This window comes from Psychrobacter immobilis, assembly GCF_904846225.1.
Taxonomy (GTDB): Bacteria; Pseudomonadota; Gammaproteobacteria; order Pseudomonadales; family Moraxellaceae; genus Psychrobacter; species Psychrobacter immobilis_F.
Window position 1 is genome coordinate 1 of record NZ_CAJGZJ010000058.1, and the last position, 880, is coordinate 880.

At 39.0% G+C, this 880-nt stretch carries 1 protein-coding gene and 1 pseudogene; both read left to right on the forward strand.

Annotated elements, in window-relative coordinates; translation table 11 throughout:
* Positions 1-66 precede the first annotated feature (66 nt).
* Entirely contained in the window at positions 67-507 is a 441-nt protein-coding gene (locus JMX48_RS13995; RefSeq protein WP_201538778.1) for a transposase family protein, read from the forward strand.
* A gap of 8 nt (positions 508-515) precedes the next feature.
* Positions 516-880 (forward strand): annotated as a pseudogene (locus tag JMX48_RS14000) (transposase family protein); the annotation flags it as partial.

The window sequence follows — 880 nt, forward strand, 5'->3', positions numbered from 1 at the left end:
TAGACCTCTTGCAAAAGTAGCAGAGTATTTTACAATAACTAATCGACTCACAACTGGCTAGGAACCATGCCAAACATAGATAAGCTTCTCAAACAAAATAATGCTGGCTTTAAACGCTATACCGGTATTCATAAAGCCACCTTTAATGGCATGTTAGAAGCTATGCAACAATATGAAGCCGCCAAGACTAAATCAGACAGACCAAGTGCGCTTATTCTTGAGGAACAGATATTACTGTCCCTTACCTATTGGCGTGAATACAGAACGCTATACCACATCAGTATGGACTTTGGTATTCATGAATCTTCTGTTAGTCGTATTATTCGTAAAGTAGAAGACGTTCTTATTGATTCAGGCAAGTTTGAATTACCTAAAAAGCTTCCTAGTAGCGTTGATGATAATATTAATTGGTCAGTCGTCATTGTCGATGCCACCGAAACCCCAATTGAGCGTCCAAAAAAAACCAAAGAGACTACTACAGTGGTAAACGCAAACAACATACTTTAAAAGCGCAAGTCATTGTGCATTGGCAGACGGGTATGATACTTGACGTTCAAACTTGTAAAGGGTCTATCCACGATTTTAAGCTTTATAAAGATACTTGTCCTGATTGGCTTCCTAATGACGCTAAACTACTAGCAGATAGTGGCTATCAGGGCATTGGAAAGTTACATAAACAAACCTTCACCCCATTTAAAAAACCTCGTGGGGCTCAGCTGTTAGATCTCTGCAAACAAGCCAATCACTATCTGGCTAAGTTTCGTATTATGGTTGAACACAAAATAGGCTTAATTAAATTGTTTAAAATCGTGGCTCATAGATATCGTAACCGTCGTCAGCGCTATGATCTTAGAATGAAGCTATTCGCCGGTGTTGTTAA